Source organism: Candidatus Sulfurimonas baltica (assembly GCF_015265455.1).
GTDB lineage: Bacteria > Campylobacterota > Campylobacteria > Campylobacterales > Sulfurimonadaceae > Sulfurimonas > Sulfurimonas baltica.
This window is the reverse complement of the sequence record NZ_CP054492.1, coordinates 1,915,504-1,935,862: the sequence shown is the minus strand read 5'-3', so window position 1 is coordinate 1,935,862 and position 20,359 is coordinate 1,915,504. Positions and strand designations below refer to the sequence as shown.

Below are 20,359 nucleotides of genomic sequence, written 5' to 3'. Positions count from 1 at the left end.
GTAGCATGAAATTTTTTAAGATGGCAATATTTGTTTTAATCACATTGTTGATTTCAGGTTGTGCACAAAAACAGATAACAAAGGCGAATGCATATCCGAATATGTATGAGGAGTTACCGCGCTCTATTTTAGCGCTTCCTCCAATGAATGAAAGTAGTGATGCTCAGGCAAAAGACTATTATATGACAACCGTTGAGGTTCCTTTGGCTCTCTCAGGATATTATGTATTTCCAGTAGAAATGGTTAGCGATATTATGAAGCAAGAGGGAGTTTATGATACAGAGGAACTTTACAAGATGCCTCTTGGCAAGTTCTATGAATATTTTGGTGCTGATGCAGTTTTATATACACGTATAAAAAAATGGGATGTCTCATATATGGTGCTTGCTTCAAGCCTGACAGTTAGCATTGAAGCAGAAATTGTATCAACAAAAACATCACAGCAATTATGGAAACATACTGGAACAGTAACAGTTGACCTAGGCGGAGGAGATACAGGAAATGGACTTGCAGGCCTAATCGCAAAGGTAGTGATTGCAGCTGTAAATACCGCTTCCGCAGATTATGTTAAGTATGCACATGTCGCAAACTATAGATTGCTTTCTACGATACCTGTTGGACCATATCATGAAATGTATCTAAAAGATCAAGGTGTTGAGTTGGGCAACCAGAGAGGATATAGGTAAGACAGAATGAAAAAAACATTTTTACTATTCTTTGCTTTTGCTATTTTGTTAGTTGCTGATGAAGCACATGAGATTATGCAAAAGGTTGACAATAATATTCGCGGTAAAAATATTTATATGAAAATAAACATGAAAGTGGTCTCTTTATTACATGAGAGAAATATGCAGATGGAGACTTGGTCGCAGGGTAGTAAAAAAAGTTTTGTTAAAGTTTTGTATCCGCCAAAAGACAAAGGGATTACTTTTTTAAGTCTTGACAATCAGATGTGGCAGTATGTTCCTAAAATAGAGAGAACTATAAAAATTCCACCATCCATGATGCTTCAAAAGTGGATGGGAAGCGATATAACTAACGATGATATGGTTAAGCAAAGCTCTATTGTAGATGATTATAACCCTAAGATAATTAAAAAAGATGGCAATATCGTGACTATGGAACTTATACCAAAAGAAGATGCTGCAGTAGTATGGGGAAAGATTGTATCTCAGATAGACACTTCAACCTATACCTCTAAAAAAGATATATTTTATGATGAGAATATAGAAGAAGTAAGAGTATTTATTTATAAGGATATTAAAAAGTATGGAGAGTATTATCTCCCTACATATTGGCGCGTTCAATCAGTAGATAAAACAGACAACTATACAGAGATAACTCTTGATAATGTAAAATATGATATGGATATTTCTGAGCAGTATTTTAAAAAAAGTGCGTTGAAGAGATTCTCTAGGTAATGTTTAACTTAGCGCTCAAAAATATTATTTTTTACAAGGGTCGTTCCATAACGACAGCCGTTTTGACTTTTGTATCTGCTATGCTTTTTGTAGTCTTTGTATCATGGCAAGATGGCTCCCACAACTCTATGCTTGAAAACTCACTTAAAATATATACTGGTGCAATTGAGATATACCATAAAGATTATCGAGATATCGGTGGTAATGAGTATCTTATACAAGATGCCAAAAACATCACCGACAAACTCTCAAAAATAGAGGCCATTGAGATATTTAGTACGAGATATGAGACTTACGGTCTGCTATCAAGCAAAGAGTACTCGGCAGCTTCTATGATAGGGGGTGTGGAACCATCAAAAGAGATAGTCTTAAGTTCATTATACTCAGCTCTAAGAGAGGGTGAGTTTTTGAGTGAAAACTCAGGAAACTGTCTATATATGGGTACAGAGTTGGTTAAAAAACTTCGCCTACATGTAGGTGATGAAGTTAGCTTTATCGGGGGTGCAAGTGATGATTCCTTTGCTGCAGATATCTTTAAACTCTGCGGGGTTTTTAAAACAGGTTCATTTGAGTTTGACGGGAGTTCTTCTTTTATAGCCAGAAGCTATTTTGACAAGCTTATGTATGCGCAGAACAAAGCTTCATATATAACAATTAAGTTGAAAAATCTTGATGATATAGATGCTGTAAACAGTGAGATATTAAATGTTTTAAATGATGAAAACCTTGAGTCTCTTACATGGAAAACTCTTATGAAGACAATGGTTGAGGCTATGGAAGTTGACAGTGTCTTTGGGTATATCTCTTTGTCACTTTTTCTTGTCGTAATATTTTTTGTGATTATGATTTACGGCTTTGTAAATGTTAGTTCGCGCATAAAAGAGTTTGGGGTTCTTAGATGCATAGGGTTATCAAAATCAAATATATTTTTATTGCTCTTTTATGAGATATTAATACTTTCCAGCGTTGCCATCATCCTAGCCGTACCCATAGCTGGTTATATCTGCTACTATTTTGAATTAAACCCTGTTGTTATCGAGGGGATTGCCGAGATGTACAAGGATTACGGGATAGTTTCAGATGAGATACCGTTTGACTTCAATATGTTTACTATATCTTGGAATATAGGAGTCATATATATACTTAACTTTTTGAGCATTTTATACCCCTACATGTACATAAACTCATTTGAACCGATTGAGGCGACAAGACATGTATAAACTAATCCTTAAAATGGCTTGGAAAAACTCATTTTTGAGACCGGCTAGAACGCTTCTTGTAATAATTATGATTGCCATCAGCATGAGTATGATGCTTGGTATTCAAGGTCTCTATGACGGAATGGTTGTCAGCATGATAGATAAGAACAAAAGAAGCGAGAGCGGAGATGTAAGCATCTATGCAAAAGATTACAGAATCGAAAAAGATATAAAATACAGAGTTGAAAATGCAGATAAGATAAAAGAGGATATTCAAAAGATAGATGGTGTTGAGGCGGTAGTTCTTAGGCTTAGAGCAGATGGGCTTCTCTCAACGGCCAGAAAATCATCCTTTGCCTCTGTTATAGGCATAGATTTGGAAGAAGAGGAGAAATTCGGAGCGTTTAGTGAGTTTTTAAAAGAGGGCAATATTAATCTGCAAAAACGTGGCGCAGTGATAGGAATAGAGCTGGCAAAAATATTAAAAGTCAGTATTGGTTCAAAAGTCATCTTCTCAACGCAAGATAGCTCTGGGGAGATAAATTACATAGCACTTTATGTTAGAGCGATTGTTCAGACAACAAATATTTCAATTGACAGTAGCGGTATTTTCATAGATATAAAGCAACTCTATAAATTTTTAGGAACAACTTCAAAAGAGGCTACTCAGATTTCTGTTAAAAGTAAAAATAAAAAACTCTACGGCACTTTAAAAGAAAAATATTCACACTTGGATGTTAAAAGTTTTTTAGAACTCCAACCGATGATAAAACAGATGGAGGATATGATGGTTATATTTAACTCCATAACTTTTTCAATTGTCATGAGTGTTGTATTTATCGGGATTTTTGGTGTTATGTATGTATCTGTCTTAGACAGGATTCGTGAGTTTGGCATTATGATGGGGATAGGGATGCATTACAAATATATACGACTGCAGATATTTTTAGAGGCTATAGTGGTCGGACTTCTTGGGTATTTGGGAGGTGCTTTTTTAGGCGCAATATTGCTTATCTATTTAAGAGATTACGGACTGGACTTAAGCTCTTTTTCGGATGCTTTAGAGATGTGGGGTTATGAAGCGGTAATACTCGGAACAATAAAACTCTCATATTTCACTACAACCTTTGGGGCGATAATAGCAGCATCACTCTTAAGTGTACTTATTCCGCTGAGAAAAATAAAAAAACTAAATCCAATCGAAGTTATAAAGGCTCAGATATGATTAAACTGCAAAATGTAAATAAGTATTTTTATAAGGGTGAAGAGAGAGAAGTTCATGCACTTAGTGATATAAACCTAACTATAGAAGATGGGGAGTTTACTCTTTTTAGTGGTCCGTCAGGTTGTGGAAAAACAACACTTTTAAATGCAATAGGGGCTCTTGACAGTATTGATAGTGGAGAGATATATCTTGATGACAAAGAGATAGGTTCACTTAATGAAGAAGATAGAACAACACTAAGACTAAATGAACTCGGTTTCGTGTTTCAAGCGTACAATCTAGTGCCGGTTCTAAATGTTGAGCAAAATATAGGTTTTGTTATGAAGCTTCGCGGTTTCAGCGATGAGGAGATAAAAAGAAGAGTAATCGAAGTTGCCACAATGTTAGAGATAGATAATAAGCTTAAATCACTTCCAAATGCACTAAGCGGAGGACAACAACAAAGAGTTGCAGTTGCTAGGGCGGTGGCAGCAAAACCTAAGATTATTTTGGCAGATGAGCCGACCGCAAACCTTGACTCTAAAAACTCGCAAAAACTTATGGATATGATGAAAGAGCTTAATGAAAAAGAGGGTGTGAGCATACTTTTTGCCTCACATGATGAGCTTATACTCGAGAGAGTGCGACGAGTTATAAAACTAAATGATGGTGCGATTGTAGATGGCTAAAAAACTTTTGTTAATTGTAGTTTTGCTGCTACATGTAGCATACGCAGATTTTGAGTATAAGATTAGCAATAGTAACTTTACAATCTCTCAGGGCTCTATATTTGCAAATGAAGATGAAACCTACATGTACAACTATAACAGGTTGCGGTTTCGAGGTGATTATATAGAGAGTGGCTTTTTTAGTACTCTCATTGCTGATGGGGTTAACTACCTTGGAGATGAGTTTATTAACTCCAACACATTTGAATATATAAAGCATGTTAAATCAGATACTCCGCTTAAAACAAAGACAAATGAGGGTTCACTTTATGCAAAGGTGTACAGGTTGTATGGCGGCTATGAAGATAATAAAAACAGAGTGGTAGTCGGTCTGCAAAATATATCTATGGGAGTAGGGCGAATATGGACACCTACAAATCTGTTTAACCCTAAAAACTCGTATGCTCTTGAACCTGATGAGGTTTTTGGTGTGGCGGCACTCTCCTATACAAGGCACATAAGCGACATGTCACATGTAAGCTTTGTTATCAGCCAAAAAGAGGATAATAGCCTTAAATATCTGGCAAGATATAAAGCATTTTTAGGGTTCGGGGATGTAGCGGTTAATCTAATTAGCTCCGATAAGATTAAGATGGCAGGTTATGAGATAGAGGCAAATTTGGGTGATACGGGTGTTGAGGTTAGAAGTGAGGGTGCTTATATGAAAAACAAACTTCTACATGTAGACTTAAAAGAGAGGGAAGAGGAGCTGTTTGAGGGGATTATCGGGGCAGATTATGGCTTTGAAAATGGGGTGACTCTTGTGGTTGAAGCTCTATATAGTTCTAAAAAATTCAGTTATGAAGAAATTTTGCTAAATATTGATTCCGAGGCTCTCTCAACTTTGCTATATTCAAACTTTTACATTGGAACTTCTCTGGCATACAGTTTTACACTTTTCATGGATGCCTCGCTAACTTATGTTGAGAGTTTCAATGAGAAAAACTCACGTTTTATTTCGCCGAGTCTTACATATACTCTAAACGATTTCAACTCATTTAAAATAGGTGCTTTAATTCAAAACGGAGCTAGTAATAGCGAATTTGGAGCGAACCACAACAGTTACTATTTTAATTATTCACTTTCATTCTAATTTACCGGTAATTAACTAAAATTTAAGTAAAATTCCACTTATAAAAAGTATATAAGGATGTATATGAATTTTCAACCATTAGGCGAGAGAGTCTTAGTAAAAAGAGTAGAAGAAGCAAATACTACAATGAGTGGAATTATTATTCCTGATAACGCACAAGAGAAACCATCTCGTGGTGAAGTTGTAGCAGTTAGCAAAGAAGTTACTAACTTAGCGTGTGGAGATCTTGTTTTATTTGCTAAATATGCAGGAAGCGAAGTTTCACTTGGCGCAGATAAGTTTTTAGTTTTAAATTTAGAAGATATTTTTGGAATAATTGGTTAATTAAGTAAATTAAAAAAGATACTACTATATTGGGTCTTCTGCCGAAGAAACCAAAGCGGTAGCGTAGGTAGCGGAATTGCTTCCGATACCGTTATAAATCAATGAAGGGTTCCCTTCATTTTATAAAATAAAATTAAGGAATAATTAAATGGCAAAAGAAATAATTTTTTCAGATAACGCACGTAATGCATTGGCTCGTGGTGTTGCAAAATTAACAGACGCAGTAAAGGTGACAATGGGGCCTCGTGGTCGTAATGTTTTGATTCAAAAGAGTTACGGTGCACCAATAATCACTAAAGATGGTGTTTCAGTTGCTCGCGAGATTGAACTTAAAGATAAACTTGAAGACATGGGTGCTCAACTTGTAAAACAAGTGGCGTCAAATACTGCTGATGAAGCTGGTGATGGTACTACAACCGCAACTGTTTTAGCAAATGCAATTTTTTCTGAAGGTCTTAGAAATATTACTGCCGGAGCTAATCCTATTGAAGTAAAACGTGGTATGGACAAAGCTTGTGAAGAGATTCTTAAACACCTAAAAGCAGCATCTAAAACTGTAAATGGAAAAAAAGATATTGCACAGGTTGCAACTATTTCTGCTAATTCTGACAGTGCAATCGGCGATATGATAGCTGAAGCAATGGATAGAGTTGGTCAAGATGGTGTAATCACTGTTGAAGAGGCTAAAGGTATCTCTGATGAATTAGAAGTAGTTGAAGGTATGCAGTTTGACCGTGGTTATTTAAGTCCATACTTTATAACAAATACTGAAAAGATGATAGCTGAGATTGAAAATCCTTGGGTACTACTTTGTGATAGCAAAATCAATTCACTTAAAGATTTGCTTCCAGTTTTAGAGCAGGTTCAAAAAACTTCTCGTCCACTTTTAATCATCGCTGAAGATGTAGAGGGTGAAGCACTTTCAACGTTAGTTGTAAACAAGCTTCGTGGTGTTTTAAATATCTCTGCTGTTAAAGCTCCAGGTTTTGGCGACAGAAGAAAAGCAATGCTTCAAGATATTGCAACTCTTACAGGCGGTGTTGTAATAGCTGAAGAGACAGGACACAAACTAGAGAGTGCTACTATTCAACTTCTAGGTCAGGCATCTCGTGTTATTATAGACAAAGACAATACAGTTATCGTAAATGGTGCAGGAACTGAAGAGGCTGTTAAATCAAGAATAGCTGAAATTAAAGTTCAGCTTGACGCTACAACTTCTGAGTATGATAAAGAGAAACTTCAAGAGCGTTTAGCAAAACTCAGTGGCGGCGTAGCTGTTATTAAAGTTGGTGCTGCAACTGAAACTGAAATGAAAGAGAAAAAAGACCGTGTTGACGATGCACTTTCTGCAACAAAAGCTGCTGTTGAAGAGGGTATTATCATAGGTGGCGGAGCTGCATTAGTTCGTGCTGCAGCAAAAGTTAAGCTTGATTTAACAGGTGATCAAAAAATTGGTTGTGAGATTATCCTTCGTGCTGTAAAAGCTCCAATGAAACAAATAGCTCAAAATGCAGGTTACGATACAGGTGTTGTTGTTAATGCCGTAGAGGGTGCAGAGAATGAGAACATAGGTTTCAATGCTGCAACTGGTGAGTATGTTGATATGTTTGAAGCAGGGATTATTGACCCTCTAAAAGTTGCTCGTGTTGCTCTTATAAATGCTACTTCAGTTTCAAGTCTTCTTTTAACTACGGAAGCTGCTATTTATGATATTCCAGAAGAGACCCAAGCAGATACAAACGGCGGAATGCCTCCACAAATGGGAATGCCAGGTATGATGTGAGACCCGTAAAGAAAACGAGAATTTCTTCTCGTTTTTAGGGTCGGAACCACAGTCGATGTCACGCAGTGACCGACGAGGACTAAACTATAACGACAATTTCTTGTCGTTTATCGCTTTCGAATCAAGAGCTGATGTTTGAACGAAGTGAGAACCAGCTCGCGAAGGACAAATAGCGGAACCACAGTCGATGTCACGCAGTGACCGACGAGGACTAAACTACAACGACAATTTCTTGTCGTTTATCGCTTTTTTGCAACTTTTAAACTAAAGTCTAAATAATCTTTATACAATCTTCACCATTGGGAACAAGACATAAAAAACTGTATGTTTCATCTCCGATTGTCTCATAACTATGCGCTGCTCCAGCAGGGATTAGCAGAATATCTCCAGCTTCAGCCTCAAATGTTTCATCATCAATCTTTACAAGTGCTCGTCCACCCAATACATACTGTTCATGCTCAATTATATTTGTATGCATAGGCATATGACCGCCAGCTTCGATTGTAAAATTACGCATTGCAAAGTTTGGTGATTCATCAGAAGAGAGAAGCATTTTCATACTTACTCCTTTGCCAGCTTTTTGAGGTATTGCCTCAACCGTATTAATCTTTTTGTGTAAGTACATGTATAGCCTCTTTGAGTAAGAAATAAAATTTTCAGTAGCATAACATAAAAATGTAAAGTAAAAAACAAACAATACGAAGTATAATTCAATATAAAATAAATTATGGTGACATTATGAAAAAAGAAATTCTTGAACGTTATGAGCGTGCTGAGAGTGGAGAAATTTTAATCGATGTATCTACGGAAAAAGTAGAATATTTATATAACGATTTTGATAAGAGGGCTCATTTTTTAAAAAAAGATTTAAATCAGGATTTAGTTGATTATATTATAGATTGTGTCACAGAGATTGAAAAAGAGAAATTTATTATTCAATTCAGCCTTGAAAAGGAGACAGATGATGAGTCTATATTCAGAGTCAAAAACAGCATAAATAAATTTTTTGTATATATGCAGGAGTTAGAGTCAAGAAATATGAATGATATGGTTAGAACATCAATGATTTTGTTTTCTATCGGGCTTGTACTCGCAACGTTCTCTGTCGTGATAAGTAAAAGTCAATTAGTTGAAACTAGTGTCGTTGCAGCAGTTATTGCTGAAGGATTGACTGTTGCAGCGTGGGTTTCACTTTGGGAGTCTTTAGCTACTTTTCTAATTAAGTGGAGACCACACAAAAAAAAGACTCTACTATATAAAAGTATTGCCAATTCAAAAATAATATTTCACTTCAGTGGAAAAAAAAATTAATCTATATTTGTAACACATGAATTCAACTCAATTGTAAAACAAGCACCACCATCTATATTGGCTACTTGTAGTTTTCCATTGTGGTGATTTTCAACAATTGTTTTAGACATATAAAGACCAAGCCCTGTACCGTTTCTTTCATCTTTAGTTGAAAAATATGGGTCAAATATTCTTTCAATTACATCTTCTGGTACCCCGCCACCGTTATCTTCAATTGTGATAATGTTTTTATTAGTCGTGATTTTTATTTGAGGATTTTTAATCTGTTTTTCTTTAAAATTATCTTGAGCATTTTGCAGTATGTTTATAATAACCTGCATCATTTCACTATCGTATAACTCTATTTTTTCTTTAGAGTTATGCTCTTGTATTATCTCTACATTTGCATTCTCTAATAGCGCTTTAATTATATTTAATGCCTTTTCTATAACTACTGACAACTCTATTGAAACTGATAGTTTATTTGTTTTATAGAAGTTTCTAAAGTCGTTTATTGTCGATGTTAAATTTTGTACAAAATCACTTATATCACCAAGTTTTAAAAATAAGTAGTTTATAAAATCTTCTTTTCCTTCTTTCGTTTCTAAGTCATATATACCAAGCTCTATTTTCATCTCAATGTCCAGTGCTGTTGTGGAGATTGCAGATAGTGGCTGTCTCCATTGGTGAGCTATCATGCTTATCATCTCACCCATTCTCGCAAGACGTGACTGTTCAATAAGCTGTTTTTCCTGCTTCCTGCTTTTTTCAGTCTCCTCTTTTATAGATTCAATTGCTTGTTCTAAGTTTTTTGTTTTTTCAAAAAGGTTGATATATAAATTTATTCTGTTTAAAAACTGATACTTCTCAATGGGTTTAGTAAAGTAGTCAATTGCTCCAACTTCGTAACCCTGTTTTATAAATTCATCTGATTTAAATGCAGCAGTCAAGAATACAATTGGTATATCTTTGGTCTTTGGATTTAGCTTTAAAAATTTGGCAGTTTCAAATCCGTTCATTCCCGGCATTTGTATATCTAAAAGAATCAAATCAATATCTTGAACTAAAACAATTTTTAAAGCCTCTTCTCCGCTTAAAGCTTTTATGACATTAATTTTTTTTGTATGTAGTTTGTTTTCTGTTAACAGACTCTCTAGAGAATACAAATTTGCCTCTATGTCATCTACTGCTAAAATATTAATAACCATCAAAGTCCCCTTTTATAGACTTTATTTTTTTTATTTGCAAGAGCTGTATAGTCATGTTTTTTAGGAATGACTTCGCTCTCGCCTAATATTAAATATCCATTTTTATACAAAGATTCATATATAGTGTCAAAAACACTCTCTTGGAGTTTGTTGTCAAAATAGATAAGAACATTTCTGCAAAAGATTATATGAAATTCATTAATAGAAGAATCCGATACTAAATTATGTTTGAAAAAGAGAACCTTCTCTCTTATATGCTCTTTTATCTCTATATACTCATCTTTTATGTTAAACCAGTTTTCGAGCTTCTTTTTGCCACCACTCTCAATGTAGTTTTGTGTAAATTCGTCTAACTCACTTTTTGCAAATAGGGCATTTTTAGCTTCATTTAAAATAGTGCCATTAAAGTCTGTTGCATATATTTGGCTTTTGTCGAGTAGTCCTGCCTCATCAAGCATAATTGCAATGCTATATGGTTCATCTCCTCTTGAACATCCGGCACACCAAATTCTAATTGATGATAAATCTTCTATATTTGGCAGTATATCTTTTCTGATTTGTTTAAACACTTCAGGGTTTCTAAAAAATGTTGTTACATTTATTGAAAATGCTTGCAGCAGTTTAGTAAATACATTGTTGTCATCAAGCACTAACGACTCAAACTCTTTAAAGTTAGTTATTGAATAGTTGCTCATTATCAGTTCTATTCTTCTAGCCAATGATTTTCTGTCGTAATATCTAAAGTCATAACCGTAGATAATAAATATATTTTCTAAAAAATGTTCAATCTCATCATCAATATCAATGCTTGCTGACAAAAGTGAATTAAGGTAATTGTTGATATGTTTTAGCGGCAATATTTTTGTGTACTCTTTTGTTTGTATAGCATTTAACAGCATATCTTTTGCTTGACACTCTTTTGGGTCTTCTATAATAATTTTAGAATTGTTTTCATGCAGCTCTTTAAGCGATGAGCTGCCGTCTTTTCCGTAACCGCACAAAAGTATTGCCAAAAGTGCGCTTTTATACTCATATACCAAAGATTTAAAAGTTATATCAATGGAGGGTCTTGCAAAGTTTAGTTTTTCCTTATCATCAAGATATATAAAACCATCCACTACAAGCAGGTTGTTGTTAGGAGGTGCAATATATATAGTGTTTTTTTCTACATGCATGTTTGAGGTGGCTTCGCAGACTCTATATTTAGTTATGTTTTGCAAGATATCGCTAAGGTGGCTTTTCTCATTTGGTAAAATATGAATAACAATAAAAACAGAGATGTCAACATAAGGCAAGGACTCTATGATGGACATAACTTTTTCAAGACTCCCCGCACTGCCACCAATTGCGATAGATTTGATTTTTTCTCTAGAGTGTTTATATCTTTTATCTTGGATAGAGTCTATGCATCTGTTTTTTAAACCAAATTTGGATAGATAGCTCCATAAACTTCTTTGGGTAGTTGTAATAGTAACTCTATTTTTTAGTTTGAACAACTCTTTTATGACTAAAGTCGGGATAGATTGAATATCAATAAAAGTAACTTCAAACAGTGTCTTTTTATCCTCGTTATTCAACTCTTTATGCAACTCAACAATGTCATTATGGTGACTTATGCTGTTTTCTATAAGTATTTTTTTTATATTTTGACTGTGCGAAATATGAATCATTATTTCTCAACCCAAGCACTGATAATTTCCATCAACATTTTCATCTGAAGAGGTTTGGTTATATAGTCGTCATACCCTGCATCAAGTGCATTTTGTCTATCTTCGCTTAGCGCTTTTGCAGTTACGGCTATCACAGGTATATGTTTTGTTTTTGTATTCTCTTTTATAACTTTGGCAGCTTCATACCCATCCATAACAGGCATCATTACATCCATCAAAATTATATCAACATCAAGATTATTTGAGAGTGTATTTATAGCTTCTTGTCCGTCATTGGCAGTAATAACATCTGCGCCCTTAGAGCTGAGAGCCTCAAGAAGCACATAAATGTTTCGTATGTCATCATCAACTACCAACACTTTTTTGCCACTTAAGTCTATACTCTCTTTGATGTTTGTTGTACTCTTAACATTTACTCTGCTCATAAACTCATGAATCTCATCATCACTGTTTTTTATCTCTTGTATTACACTAGTGATTTCACTCTCGGTTATAGGCTTTTGAATATAACCCTCCGCCCCATACTCTTTTGTGAGTTTAACTCTATGATCACCCGAGATTACAAACACTGGTATTTTTCTTAAAGATGGATCTGTTTTAAACTCTTTTAAAAGGTCTATCCCGTCTATATCCGGAAGCCCTAAATCCAGCAATATGCCTTTTATATTGTATGACCTTGCCAAAGTTAATCCGCTAGTTCCCGTATGGGCGATGAGTGCATACTCACCTTGAGAATTTACCTTCTCTTTTAGTATATCAGCAAAGTTTTCATCATCCTCTATTATCAGAAAAGCTCTGTCTTTTGCTTGCAATGCAGACCTGTCGTCTTTTACCTCTACATGTAAAGCTGTTGCCTCTATCTTCTCTTTAGGTTTTTCGCTCTCTTTTTTATCAAGATTTGGAATGATAATGCTAAAAGTGCTCCCCTCATTCTCTTTGGAATCAAGAACTATCTCCCCGTGCATCATCTTTATAAGTTCCAAACTTATCGAGAGTCCAAGTCCAGTTCCGCCATACTCTCTACTTGTTCCGCCATCGGCTTGTTGGAATGCTTCAAATATAGACTCCTGTTTATCTTTGGGTATTCCTATCCCCGTATCGCTTACCGATATCTTTATTTTCTCATCTGCTGCACTCTCTACATGTAGCGTTATCGTTCCCTTTTTTGTGAACTTAAGAGAGTTTGAGATTAGATTTCTTAGAACCTGTCCCAGTCTGTCTCTGTCATTTTTGATGAGACCTTTGTAATCATCTATGGCTTTAAAGGTAAGATTTTTTTGTTTTGCTATCTCTTCAAACTGTACTTGAAATCCGTCACACAATTCGGTTGAATTAAACTCATCTATAATCAACTCCATCATACCCGCTTCGATTTTAGAGAGATCAAGCACATCACCTATAAGTTTTAGTAAGTCATTCCCACTGCTGTTTATGACATGTGCTTTTTTAACTTCGTTCTCATCAAGGTGATTTGCGTTATTTTCTTGAAGCATGTCAGAGAGTAGAATAATTGAGTTTAATGGAGTTCTAAGCTCATGAGACATATTTGCCAAGAACTCAGATTTATATTTAGTAGATGCAGTTAAATCTCTTGCTTTTTTCTCCAGCTCGTTTTGTGATTTAAGGAGGGAGTCGTTTTGAGCTTCGAGCTGTTGGTGTTGCTCTTCCATCTGGGCATTAGCCTCTTCTAGCTGTTGCTGCTGCTCTTCCATATTGGCATTAGCCTCTTCAAGCTTTTGCTGTTGCTCTTGCATCTGAGTATTTATTAACTGAGTCTCTTTTAGCAAATCTTTTACTTTTTGGTTTTGAATAGCAGTTGAGAGTGCAGTTGTTATAACCCTGTTTGAAGCGTTGAAAAACTCTATCTCTTTTTCATTAAACTGCTCGTTTGAACCAAGCTCTACAACGCCGTAGAGCTTATCCAGATATATAAGAGGGAAAGTATATATGTTTAGCGGTGTTTGAGTTATGGTTCCAGCTTCGACTTTTAGGTTGTTTTCATCTATGCCCTTTAGCAGTATTGGCGACCTTTGGAGTGCCACTTGTCCAATAATTCCCTCTCCGAGTTCAAGAGTATCTCGTGAGTTGTCTGTTTGAATGTAAGCATACGTCCCCTCAAGTGTCAATAGTTTATTGTCATGGCTGTAACTGTATAAAACTCCAACCCCTGCATGCAGATAATTACCAAGGTGTGTGATTGCTATCTGTGCCACATCCTCCACACTGATATCACCTGTCAGTTGCTCATTCAGGGCAGTTAGCCCGTCTTTGACCCATGCCTGCTTTTCGTTTGCTTTGATGGTTCTGTTTAGCTCATCGTTTAATCTTTGGTCTTTTTCCCTGTTTTGCGCCACCTCTTCTTTGACTCTGCTCTCCAATGATTGGGCTAGCTCCTCTAGTTCCTGATGCTGGAGTTTCATATTGATGTTAGCTTCTTTGAGCTCATCTTGTTGCTCGTGAACTTTATTTAGAGGCAAGAAAACGCCCTTGAGCAGAACAAAGTATTCAACAATTGCAATTATGATTAGTAGTGCCGAGGAGACAATAATTAAATCGTTTTTTAACTTGTTTGAGCTGCTTAAAATTTCCTCTTCATCTATCTCTGATAGTATTGCCCAATCTAAATCTTGACCGATTTTAAGAGGGCTATAGGCTGAGAGCACTGATTTTCCATTATAGTTTGTAACCAGTTTTGTATCTTCTGCTCCTCTGAGCGCCTCTTTGGCAGATTGTGTATCAAAAGTTTTTGCCAACATAGACAAAGAACTGCTGCTTCTAATAAGTTTATCTTGTCCTATGAGGTAGTCTTCTTGGGTCTCTCCGTAACCATACTTAAATTGCATAATCTTACTTATGCTTTTATCTGATATTTTAAATACTAAAACAGAAGTGAGCTCGCCATTCGTGTAAATGGGGGAGCCCAAAAACATAATATTGGCATTATTGCTCGGTGCATATGGTTTCATATCTACAAATACAGCTCTTTTTGAAGCAATAACTTTTTTCCACACTTCTGCCAATGCAGAGTTTTTCAACTCCCCGGTAACTAGATTTGCTCCTAAATCTGACTCTTTTTCTTTTGAATACATCACATGTCCATGTTTTGCACATACTATAAGAAGGTCGCTATAGTCATACTCTTTAGTGAAATTTTGAAAAAATTCCTCATGGGGTTGAATCTTTTGTATAGCAAGAGTGTGAGTGGCAGGATACGGCTCATCGCCTTTTGCTTTTAGCTGGTTATGGACATATATTAAGTCTGTTACAAGATCTCGCGTATTGGAAGCTTTTGCCAACACGTTTATATGAGCGATTTTCTCATCTAAAAATTTTTTAATTTGAGCATTTTTAGTTTTATTTATCGAGGTTAAACTGTGGTATTCATGTTCCATCATCGTTTGTTTTGAATCTAGAACTGAGAGTGTGCCCCCAATGACTGCTAGTACAATCAGGCCGAGTATCGTAATGGATACTATTTTTGTTTTTAGTGTGATTTTTTTAAACATTTGCACCCTATATATGGCTAAGGCTCTCAAAAAAGTAGAGCCTTTTTATTTCTTTAAAGGTAGGTTATCTGGCTTCTTTGATTGCGTCAAGCGCAGCTTCGTAATTTGGCTCGGCAGTAACTTCTTCAACAATCTCTTTGTATACGACAATGCCACTTCTGTCAATAACAAAAACAGCTCTTGCACTAAGACCTTTTAACTTCCCGTCTTGCATCAGCACGCCATAAGCTTTGCTTAGAGCCTTGTCTATGTAGTCAGATGCTACTGTTAGATTTTCAATACCCTGAGTAGTACAAAAACGCTCAGAGGCAAAAGGTAAATCCATAGAGACGACCGTTGTTTCGCAAATATCCAAATTATTCACATCCTCATTAAACCTTCTTGTCTCAGCAGCGCAGGTATCGGTATCAAGAGAGGGAAGTGTGATGATAAGCTGTATCTTATCTTTTGCTCCGCCAATCTCAACATCGCTTAAATCGGTACCGATTGCAACAGCGGATGGTGCTTTGTCACCTACATTGATAGTTGTTCCGGTTAAGTTTACAGTTGCGCCTAAGTATTTTGTTGTTGCCATAAAGTTTCCTTAATTATTTTTATTAATATTATCATAAAGTAAATGTAATTTATCTTATTCGGTGTCAAAAACTTTTTTGAATCTCTCTTATATCCTCTATCTTATCCATAAAAACTCTCTTTTTAGAAATAACATAATTTATCTGTTCATTGTTGATTTGTGAGAACTGTGTTTTTGATGTTTGAACTGTTTTAAAAAGATAGTTGCGTCTAGATGTTAAAAAGAGTTCTATCTTCTCAAAGCCGAAGTTCTTTTTGACAATTTCCAATATATCATCAGGATTTGGAATATTTAGTGTATGTTTGGTCGGATTTTTTTCAAATATTTCAATCTGCTTATCAATCATCTCTTTTACGCAAAAGATGCTATCTTCGGCTATTTGATGGTAGGAGTAGCTAAGAGCACCGTTAAAAAAAGCGAATTTTTTATGAAGCGCTCTTATATTTCCTAAAATTGCTCTGTGGTAGGAGAGTATAATGTTCTCGTACACTTTGGCAACAAACTGACGTGTGTTTGCAAACTCCAAGTCGGATGCAATCTCTCTGTTTTTTTTAATCAGCTCATAAGGCTCTTGCCACGACTGTACTGCATGTTTTAAGATACGAAAAACATCTCTGAAATCTTCACTGCTTTGAAGTTGTATGTTTTTCAAGTGCAAGATTGCAGCTTTTACCTGTTTGTCGAGTGACTGATTCTCATAAAAGAGTTTTTGCATAATTGCTTCACTCTCTACATGTAGCGTCTCGTATGTATGGGTTTTAATAACATTTTGGCGAAAAAGGTTCTTCTCTTGCGTGTAGTAGCTTGCATCTTTTGTTTTAATGTTTTCATAGATGGTGTCTGCTATGGTTTGCATAATAGACTCTATTTGCTCAAATGTTAAGATTAAACTCTTGGAGTGTTTCGCATAAACCGAGTCAAAAGCTTCTAAAATCTCACTCTCTTTTTTTACAAGTATCTCTACTAAGCTCTCATAGACACCAAGTATAGTCTCATACTCTTTTATTAATATATCGCAGATAGAGCTTAAATCTTTTTTTATTGCATAAGCTTTTGCGGCTTTTGCCTGAGGTCTTATCGTGTTTTGTATAAAATTAAGAACCTCAGTAATATTTGAACTCTCCATCAGCTTCTTGTTGTTGGAGTTATCCTGTTTTTTGATACTCTCTACCTCTTTTGAGAACTTTGCAAAATCATCATGAAAAAATGTAAGCTCTTTCGCATCTATATTGATGTTGCTTGACTCTTTAAATGCCTTTTGTAAAGAGTAAAGAGCAGTGTTGATTAACACATCCTTTTGATTGACCCTGGAATCAAGAGCCTGTTTAGCTGAGATGGGTATTACTTCTGAAAAGAAAGTGCTGAAATTCTCTTTTATGTAGGAGAGAGTTGTCTCAACCTGCTCAGGGCTAAATTTATCTTTTTGGTTTAAAACACAAAGAGATTTGTCTTTGAAATTCTCTAAATACTCCTGAAGAACCTCCGCTTCGCTCTCTTTTCCGGCATTGTCGAGAAGTGTCAGCCAGATAATCCCGTCTACATCACGTAAAATTTTTTTGGTGACTTGGGTATCACTAAGCGACTGGGAGTTTAGACCCGGAGTGTCTACAAAAGTTATATCTTTTAATATATCCATAGGGACATAAAGGGTTAGATATTTTATATCTTCAACGGCTTTTCTTTGGTCGGTAAACTGAGCTATCGTCTCTAGGGCGTGGTACTCATTTGCCCCATTGTTGTAGCTCACTTTTAGTTTATACTCTTCCCCGTAGTTTATAAAGTTTACCTTGGAGGTAACAGGGGTAATTCCTGTTGGGAGGATGTCCTTTGAGAGCAGGGCGTTTAAAAATGTTGATTTTCCAGAAGAAAATTGCCCTGCAATAGCTACTTCCATCGGATACTTGCTACGGCGTAAAAGCTTGTTAAAAAGATTTTTTAGCTGAACAGATGGCAGGAATTTTTCATTTAGAAGTGCTTTTTGAATACGCTTTATCTCACCGCTTATACTCTCATCAAACAGCTCCTCTTGAAGAAACTGCTCTTTATACTCTTTTACAATGGCCTCTAAGTGTTTCATAGTGCAGACCTTTTTGCAATGAGTTCTATGTTTTTTATCCGTTGGTATAGTTGTTTTGATTTTTCATGTTTGGTATTTTCATCTTCTTTAATTGTAAGTATATAATTTTGAAGAAGCTCTTCGTTTTTTACAACCTTGTCGTTTATAGTATCCAGCGGTTCGCTTAGGCTCGCAAAAAACTCTTTGAGGAGTGTTTTGCTTAGATTGAGAGCCTTTTGCTGCACCTGCTCTTGAATATATATAAACTCATCTTTTATAATAGTGCTTATCTCTTCATCTATTTTTGTCAGTTTTGTGAGTGAAGCGCTCCCTAGCACTTTCGAGATTCTGCGTATAAGTGTTTCGTTGCTTATTGTCAAAAACCCTTTTTTAAAAGCATCGTCAAAGTGTGGCTCCTGTGCTTTATCAATCTCATCATATTGCAGAGTTATAATCTCGAAAATCTTAGATGTTTTTTTAATAAATTTGTAACGGTATTCACGAATAATATCAACCAACCCATGTTTTAGTGCAGTTTGTATAATTCTGCTTATAGAAGATACCAAAGGTGCTTTTTTATCTTTTTCGAGAGTATATAGTGTCTCATCCATAAGACGCTGCTTCATAATATTTTGCAGCTCTCTTAGCTCATTTTGTAGTTGGTTCTGAAGTGTTTGAAGATAGTTTGACGCCTCTGCCTCATAACCTGCTATCTGATCTTTTAGACGCTTGGAAGCCTCTTCTTGTTTGCTTTTTTCAATTTTTAAGAGTGTGAGTTCTGAGTTGATTTCATCTTCTGTTTTAAAAAGAAGTGAATTCTCAAACTTTAACTCCTCAATCTGTGCATGTATGACTTTTTGCAAACGGTTTCTAGCTGAGCGGATAATAAGAGAGCTTCGTGCATTTGTTTTTCCAAAAAGGGTCTCTTGGAGATACTCTTCAACTTCGACAATACCACTTTGTTGCAGTGTAAATCCGGCATCTTCTGCCTCTTTGGAATGCCCAGTTTTATGTAGTAGCGCCATTTTCCCTGAGAGTGCTATAAAGTGAAGTGTTTTAAGAACGAAGTCAAGTTTTGAACCGCTGTTTTGCTCATGGAGCTTACGCTCAATACTCTCTCTCGTATATGCTATAACCTCTTGAACATCTTTACTGCTTACCATATCTATGCGAGTTATAACAATAAGAACTTTTGTTATGTTTTGAAATAAGACGGCATCAATAATAAACTCTATATCTTTTTGAGTAGCACTTTGACTCACATTCATCAGATGCAAAAGTACATCACATTTGGAGATATACTCTTTAGTTATCTCTTCACGCTGCACAACGATATCATCAAGTCCGGGAGTATCCACTATCTCAATTGAATCTTGTAAATAATGCAAGGGAGTATATAGCTCCACATGTTGTACAAGGTTGCATTTTTTATCACTAGTGCTAGCAGAGGTGTAGTCACTCAGCTTATCAATGTCTATCTCATCTTCACGCGATTTATCCAATATATAGCTATCTAAATCATCTTTGAAATGGTTTTGAGTCTGCTCAACAAATTTGGCAATCGACGCAATGCTTTTGGCACTGTTTTTTATATGTTGCCACTGAGATTTGTTCCAATAGATGACTTTTGCCAAAGGCGTTCTGCTGTATTTTACAACAGTCAGATTGGCAGTCTCAGGAACAACGCTTGTCCCTAAAACCTCTTTCCCCATAAGAGCATTAAGCATAGTTGACTTGCCTGAGTTCATAACTCCTGTAATACCAATGGAAAAAATTTGCCCATGAAGATAGTCTGAAATTGTCTGCAACTCATCACTAGAGTTAACAACTTTTTTTAACTCAAATATATCAACAAGAAGTGCTTGCTTATCAGCTCTAAAGCTTTTATTTATGTTTTTTACCCCTGCTGCTACATCATCATTTTCATTGTATTTTGATGGATCAAAAAGTGAGATTAGTTTTTCCAAAGAGGGCTGATCAACAAGAGACTCTTTTTCTAAATATGAAAATGCATTATGCAGATGTTTAATATTGCTATTTGTCCTATGCTCTAAAAAATGTTTAATAATAGTGTACTGAAGATGGTAGAGTGCATCTAAATTCTCAATTTTTTGCGCAGTGAATTGTAAACAGAGCTGGTGAAAACTCTTTAAACTAGACATCTTTTCAAAACTTTTACGATTGAGTGATAAGATAAGTGCAGAGACCTCAAAAAAAGTGTCGTCATCGATTTTTTCATCTATAGCCATACTGTTTTCAATAGAGGAGTGCATTGCATGATAAAGTAAAAAATAGTTATTGAC

General features: G+C 35.7%; 16 protein-coding genes. 9 read left to right on the top strand and 7 right to left on the bottom strand.

Features of this window, described 5'->3' with window-relative positions:
* The first annotated feature begins 5 nt into the window (after positions 1-5).
* The 8 genes from HUE88_RS09670 (at position 6) to groL (ending at position 7,752) form a co-directional block, all read left to right on the top strand.
* Positions 6-686 (top strand): DUF799 domain-containing protein, encoded by a 681-nt coding sequence (locus HUE88_RS09670; RefSeq protein WP_194368514.1) that lies wholly within the window; start codon positions 6-8, stop codon positions 684-686.
* A 6-nt stretch (positions 687-692) separates the two neighbouring features.
* A complete protein-coding gene (locus HUE88_RS09665; protein WP_194368513.1) occupies positions 693-1,421 on the top strand; it encodes an outer membrane lipoprotein-sorting protein in 729 nt (242 codons plus the stop codon).
* Positions 1,421-2,641 (top strand): ABC transporter permease, encoded by a 1,221-nt coding sequence (locus HUE88_RS09660; RefSeq protein ID WP_194368512.1) that lies wholly within the window; start codon positions 1,421-1,423, stop codon positions 2,639-2,641. The genes HUE88_RS09665 and HUE88_RS09660 overlap by 1 nt, the downstream gene beginning before the upstream one ends.
* Positions 2,634-3,845 (top strand): FtsX-like permease family protein, encoded by a 1,212-nt coding sequence (locus HUE88_RS09655; protein ID WP_194368511.1) that lies wholly within the window; start codon positions 2,634-2,636, stop codon positions 3,843-3,845. Before HUE88_RS09660 ends, HUE88_RS09655 begins: the two co-directional genes overlap by 8 nt.
* Positions 3,842-4,513: an ABC transporter ATP-binding protein gene (locus tag HUE88_RS09650; protein ID WP_194368510.1), complete on the top strand. Its 672-nt coding sequence runs from the start codon at positions 3,842-3,844 to the stop codon at positions 4,511-4,513. The genes HUE88_RS09655 and HUE88_RS09650 overlap by 4 nt, the downstream gene beginning before the upstream one ends.
* Positions 4,506-5,645 carry a hypothetical protein gene (locus HUE88_RS09645; RefSeq protein ID WP_194368509.1) on the top strand — a complete coding sequence of 380 codons (1,140 nt, stop codon included), beginning with the start codon at positions 4,506-4,508 and terminating at the stop codon, positions 5,643-5,645. Before HUE88_RS09650 ends, HUE88_RS09645 begins: the two co-directional genes overlap by 8 nt.
* Before the next feature lie 63 nt (positions 5,646-5,708).
* A complete protein-coding gene (gene groES / locus HUE88_RS09640) occupies positions 5,709-5,969 on the top strand; it encodes a co-chaperone GroES (RefSeq protein WP_194368508.1) in 261 nt (86 codons plus the stop codon).
* A 148-nt stretch (positions 5,970-6,117) separates the two neighbouring features.
* On the top strand, positions 6,118-7,752 hold the full coding sequence (groL, locus tag HUE88_RS09635; RefSeq protein ID WP_194368506.1) for a chaperonin GroEL: 1,635 nt from the start codon (positions 6,118-6,120) through the stop codon (positions 7,750-7,752).
* A gap of 271 nt (positions 7,753-8,023) precedes the next feature.
* Here groL and HUE88_RS09630 read toward each other — a convergent pair whose 3' ends face one another.
* Positions 8,024-8,377: a cupin domain-containing protein gene (locus tag HUE88_RS09630; RefSeq protein WP_194368504.1), complete on the bottom strand. Its 354-nt coding sequence runs from the start codon at positions 8,375-8,377 to the stop codon at positions 8,024-8,026.
* Between the two features lie 113 nt (positions 8,378-8,490).
* Between HUE88_RS09630 and HUE88_RS09625 the strand changes: the two genes are divergently transcribed.
* Positions 8,491-9,063, top strand: coding sequence for a hypothetical protein (locus HUE88_RS09625; RefSeq protein ID WP_194368502.1), 573 nt, complete (start codon positions 8,491-8,493; stop codon positions 9,061-9,063).
* Here HUE88_RS09625 and HUE88_RS09620 read toward each other — a convergent pair.
* The 6 genes from HUE88_RS09620 to HUE88_RS09595 all read right to left on the bottom strand — a co-directional run bounded on the left by HUE88_RS09620 (position 9,060) and on the right by HUE88_RS09595 (position 20,305).
* Positions 9,060-10,250: a hybrid sensor histidine kinase/response regulator gene (locus tag HUE88_RS09620; protein ID WP_194368500.1), complete on the bottom strand. Its 1,191-nt coding sequence runs from the start codon at positions 10,248-10,250 to the stop codon at positions 9,060-9,062. The two genes, HUE88_RS09625 and HUE88_RS09620, sit on opposite strands and share 4 nt — an antisense overlap.
* Complete coding sequence (locus HUE88_RS09615) at positions 10,250-11,920, bottom strand: CheR family methyltransferase (RefSeq protein WP_194368497.1); 1,671 nt, start codon at positions 11,918-11,920, stop codon at positions 10,250-10,252. The genes HUE88_RS09620 and HUE88_RS09615 overlap by 1 nt, the downstream gene beginning before the upstream one ends.
* Entirely contained in the window at positions 11,920-15,426 is a 3,507-nt protein-coding gene (locus HUE88_RS09610) for a response regulator (RefSeq protein ID WP_194368495.1), read from the bottom strand. The genes HUE88_RS09615 and HUE88_RS09610 overlap by 1 nt, the downstream gene beginning before the upstream one ends.
* A 64-nt stretch (positions 15,427-15,490) precedes the next feature.
* Entirely contained in the window at positions 15,491-16,000 is a 510-nt protein-coding gene (tpx, locus tag HUE88_RS09605; RefSeq protein WP_194368492.1) for a thiol peroxidase, read from the bottom strand.
* Between the two features lie 64 nt (positions 16,001-16,064).
* Positions 16,065-18,077: a dynamin family protein gene (locus tag HUE88_RS09600; protein ID WP_194368490.1), complete on the bottom strand. Its 2,013-nt coding sequence runs from the start codon at positions 18,075-18,077 to the stop codon at positions 16,065-16,067.
* Positions 18,074-20,305, bottom strand: coding sequence for a dynamin family protein (locus tag HUE88_RS09595; RefSeq protein WP_194368488.1), 2,232 nt, complete (start codon positions 20,303-20,305; stop codon positions 18,074-18,076). The genes HUE88_RS09600 and HUE88_RS09595 overlap by 4 nt, the downstream gene beginning before the upstream one ends.
* Between the last annotated feature and the right edge of the window lie 54 nt (positions 20,306-20,359).